We start from the raw sequence: 4,404 nt of genomic DNA on the forward strand, positions 1-4,404 counted from the left end.
CTAGGGCGTGTCTGACAAAGGTTGAGGGGATCGGTTGAGACGCTGGAGCGGTGACGCGGTTTCGGTTGCTTACGGATGCTCAGTGGTCTCTGATCGATGGGATGTTGCCGAGGCCGACGGGTCGCCCGGGTCGGAAGTTCTCGGACGCGCGGACGATGCTGGAAGGGATCATTTACCGGTATCGGTGCGGGATCGCGTGGCGCGATCTTCCTGCAGTGTTCGGCCCGTGGCAGACCGTGTGGACCTGGCATCGCAGGCTCGCGACCGAAGGCACCTGGGACTCGATCGTGCAGTCGCTGATCGCGCAGGCCGACGCCGAGGGGCTGGTGGACTGGTCGGTATCGGTGGATTCGACGATCACGCGGGCGCATCAGCACGCGACGAACACGAGTCGCCCCACAGGGGGCTGTATCGAATTACACGAATCCGGGCGTCGAGCCGCCTGATCATGCTATCGGCCGCTCCCGGGGCGGCCTGTCGACGAAGATCCACCAGCTCGTTGACGGGAAGGGGCTGCCGCTGGTCACGGTGATCACCCCCGGACAGGCCGGTGATTCGCCGATGCTGCTGCCCTTGCTGGATCAGCTTCGCGTGGGTCGCCCCGTCGGTCGCCCTCGCACCCGCCCGGACGCGGTCCGGGGCGACAAGGCGTACTCGTCCCGCGCGATCCGGTCACGCTTGCGGGGGCGTGGGATCAAAGCCGTGATCCCCGAGCCCCGCGACCAGCAGGGGCACCGGAAGCGTCGCGGTTCACGAGGCGGAAGGCCTGTCGGGCTCGACACCGACGACTACAAGAACCGCAACGTGATCGAACGCCGGTTCTGCCACGCCAAGCAATGGCGAGGCCTCGCGACCCGCTACGACAAACACGCGATCACCTACCGCGCCGCCGTCCTCATCCACGCCGCCATCGCCTGGACCAGAACGCTGTCAGACGCACCCTAGCCGGCTGGCCCTGAGTCCGATGAGACGTCGCACAACCGAAGGGATACGAGGCGGTCGCCCTGTCATGGTTCACTCGGCGGCGCGCCGGGCGCCGCCTGGCGGAGCCGCCCTCTCAGCGGACGGGTTCGTCGGCGTGCCGGACGTCGTCCGACGACGCATCCCCGGCTTCCGTCGCCGCCCCGTGGATCGGATGGCTTCGCTCGAGCGCGGCGCCCTCGACGTCGACGTTCGGGAGGATCCGATCGAGCCAGCGCGGCAGCCACCACGCCTTCTCGCCGAGCAGGTGCATGAGCGCGGGGATCAGCAACAGCCGCACCACGAACGCATCGAACAGCACGCCGATCGCGAGGCCGAAGCCGAGCGGTCGCACGAGCGCCAGGTGCGAGAAGATGAACCCGCCGAACACCGACACCATGATGATGGCCGCCGCGGTGACCACCGCTCGCCCGTTCCGTAGCCCGGCGACAACCGCCGTCCGGGCCGGCACCCCGTGCACGAACGCCTCTCGCATTCCGGTCACCAGGAAGAGCTGGTAATCCATCGCGAGACCGAACAGCACGCCGATGAGGATGATCGGTGCGAAGTTCAGCACCGGTCCGGGGGTGTGGACGCCGAACACCGGCCCGAGCCATCCCCACTGGTAGATCGCCACCACGGCTCCGAGTGCGGCGAACAGCGACAGCACGAACCCGGCTGTCGCGATCAGCGGCACGAGGATCGAGCGGAACACCAGCACGAGGATGAGCAGCGACAGCCCCACGACCAGCGCGAGGTACACCGGCAGCACGCCGGCGAGTTTCTCGGAGATGTCGATGTTGCCGCTGGCCTGGCCTGCCACCCCGAGCTCGATGTCTCCGATCGGCGAGAGCTCGCGCAGGTCGTGCACGAGCTGCTCGGTCGATTCGGTGGACGGTCCGCCGATCGGCACGACCTGGAAGGCGAGGAAGTCGCGGTCCTCGGACACTCCGACCGGCGCGACCGCGACCACGCCGCCCTGCTCGAGCAGCTGACCGGCTAGGTCGGCCTGTACCGCGACGACGTCGTCCTCATCGATCGGGGCCGGCAGCGCGGCGGTGACGAGCAGCGGTCCGTTCTGGCCGGCTCCGAATGCCTCGGCCGCGGACGTGTAGGCCCGGTACTGGCTGGAGTCGACGGGCTCGGATGACCCGTCGGGCATGCCGAGCCGCATGGAGAGCGCCGGGATCGCGATGATGAGCAGCGCGCCGACGGCGAGTGCGGCGCGCGCGAACGCACGCGAGGTCTTCATGGGCTTCAGCTCGGGGCGGGCGTGCGATTCGTGGCCGATCTGGCCGCGAGCCCGCCGATTGACGATCCGGAGGCCGATGATCCCGAGCATCGCAGGCGTCAGGGTCACCGACAGGAGTACCGCGACCAGCACGCATCCGGCCGCGACCGTTCCCATGACGCCGACGAAGGGGATGCCGGTCACGTTCAGGGCGAGCAGTGCGACGAGCACCGTCGAGCCTGCGAAGACCACGGCGTTGCCCGACGTGCCGTTCGCGAGGGCGATGGATTCGTGCACGTCGACACCGGCGAGCACTTGCCGTCGATGGCGGTTGATGATGAACAGCGCGTAGTCGATGCCCACGGCCAGTCCGAGCATCATGCCGAGCACGGGGGTGGCCGACGACATGTCCACGACGCCCGAGAAGGCCAGCGACCCGGCGACGCCGACGCCGACGCCGATGAGTGATGAGACGATCGGCAGCAGCGCCGGCAGCAGCGCGCGGAACATGATGACGAGCGTGAGCAGCGCGAGCGCGACGCCGACGATCTCGCCGATGCCGATGAGTCCCTCGACCGCGGTGGCGATCGTCGCCGAGTAGTAGTCGACCTGCACCCCGTCGATTTCGGCCTGGTCGAGTTCGTCCGAGACCGCTTCCACGACCTCGGACGGGACGGAGAACACGTCGTCCTCGAACATCACCACGCCGATCGCAGTGGCACCGTCCTCGGACACGGTTCGGATCTCCGAGGCGGCATCCATGAGCACCCGCGCGTCATCGAGCTGAGCGCGCTGCTCGGCGAGTTCGCCGGCACCGGCGTCCAGCTCGCCGCGGCGATCCTCGAGCTGAGCGGCACCGGCATCGAGCTCGGCCTGCTGCGCGGCGAACTGCGCCGCTGCGAGCGCGTACGTCCCCGCGGACTTCGCTTCAGCGATGGCCGCGTCGAGTTGCGCCTGAGCGGCCTCGAGCTGGGTTCGCGCAGCCTCGATCTGAGTGGAGCCCTCGTCGAGCTGGCGCTGCGCTTCGTCGAGCTGGGCCGCGCCGGCTTCGAGCTGCTGCTCCTGTTCGGCGCGATCGGACGTCGCGACGAAGGGGTCGACCACATCGGCCACGCCGTCGATTCCGTCGATCTCGGCCAACATCGCGGAGATATCCCCCTGCTGGGCCTCGGTGAAGTCGGATCCGTCCTCCGTCCGGAACACGATGGTGCCGGTTCCGCCCCCGAGTTCCCCCAGTTCTTCGGTGAGCCGCTCGGTGACGCGCTCGGTCTCGGTGCCCGGGATGCTCATGCTCGACGTCAGCGTGCCGCCGAAGGAGACGAAGGCTCCGACAGCCAGGGCGAGTGCGGCGATCCAACCGGCGACCACGGCCCACGGTCGGCGCGCGGCGAATCGTCCGACACGGTAGAGGAGTTCTGCCACGCGAGAGGCCTTTCATGAGGAGACGAGACGAGGGCGCACCTACGAGCCACCACCGAGGATAGCCGACATTTGTCGGAACTCGGAGCGGCTGGGTTCTGCGTGGCGTCTCCCCATCCCGCTGGCACAATCGACGCATGGATGCCCGCGTCGTCCGCACCCGACGGTCCCTGCAGGAGTCGCTGTTCGCCTTGGCTCGCGAGCGGCCGCTCGAGGAACTCACCGTCGCCGACATCGTGCAGCGGGCAGGAGTGAATCGGAGCAGCTTCTATCAGCATTACGCCGACAAGGACACCCTTCTCGCCGATGCCATCGACACGGCGGTCGAGCAGGCAGGGACCTTCCTGCCTGAAACGATCACCGCACCGGACGGCCCGCAACGCGCGCTCCTCGCCTACCTGCGACACATCGACGAGCATGTGGCGGTCTATCAGCGCGTGCTCGGACGCCACGGCTCGGCCGCGGTGGCGTTCAGGTTGCGTGATCGCATCGAGGCCGTTGCCCGCGAGGGCCTCGGGCGAATGGGCACGCACGCATTCGAAGGGATCCCCCTCGACGTCGTCAGTGCCGGCATCGCCGGCTCAGCACTCGGCGTCATCGAGGCGTGGCTCGCGCGCGACCCCCGACCGCGAGTCGAGACCGCTGCGGACTGGGTATGGCGTGTGCTCGTCGGCGTCGGCGATGCAATGGAGGAGGGGCGCTGACGGTACGCCCCGTCCACAGCCGGCTAGGGTGCGTCTGACAGCGTTCTGGTCCAGGCGATGGCGGCGTGGATGAGGACGGCGGCGCGGTAG

Annotated in this window: 3 protein-coding genes; 2 read left to right on the forward strand and 1 reads right to left on the reverse strand. The window is 68.6% G+C overall.

Translation table 11 applies throughout. The annotated features are described in order from the left end of the window. Positions 1-50 precede the first annotated feature (50 nt). Positions 51-945, forward strand: a protein-coding gene (locus CJ226_RS17695; protein ID WP_102209980.1) for an IS5 family transposase whose coding sequence is annotated in 2 segments (ribosomal slippage) — positions 51-401 and positions 403-945 — 894 coding nt in all. Because the reading frame shifts where the segments join, the coding sequence is not laid out codon by codon here. Between the two features lie 112 nt (positions 946-1,057). Here CJ226_RS17695 and CJ226_RS17700 read toward each other — a convergent pair. Beyond that, positions 1,058-3,613: an MMPL family transporter gene (locus CJ226_RS17700; RefSeq protein ID WP_102209981.1), complete on the reverse strand. Its 2,556-nt coding sequence runs from the start codon at positions 3,611-3,613 to the stop codon at positions 1,058-1,060. A 134-nt stretch (positions 3,614-3,747) separates the two neighbouring features. On the opposite strand from CJ226_RS17700, the gene CJ226_RS17705 reads away from it, so the two are divergent. Continuing rightward, positions 3,748-4,314 carry a TetR/AcrR family transcriptional regulator gene (locus CJ226_RS17705; protein WP_061681787.1) on the forward strand — a complete coding sequence of 189 codons (567 nt, stop codon included), beginning with the start codon at positions 3,748-3,750 and terminating at the stop codon, positions 4,312-4,314. Positions 4,315-4,404: the final 90 nt, after the last annotated feature.

Origin of the sequence: Microbacterium sp. UMB0228, assembly GCF_002871415.1 — a bacterium.
In the GTDB taxonomy this organism is placed as follows: Bacteria; Actinomycetota; Actinomycetes; order Actinomycetales; family Microbacteriaceae; genus Microbacterium.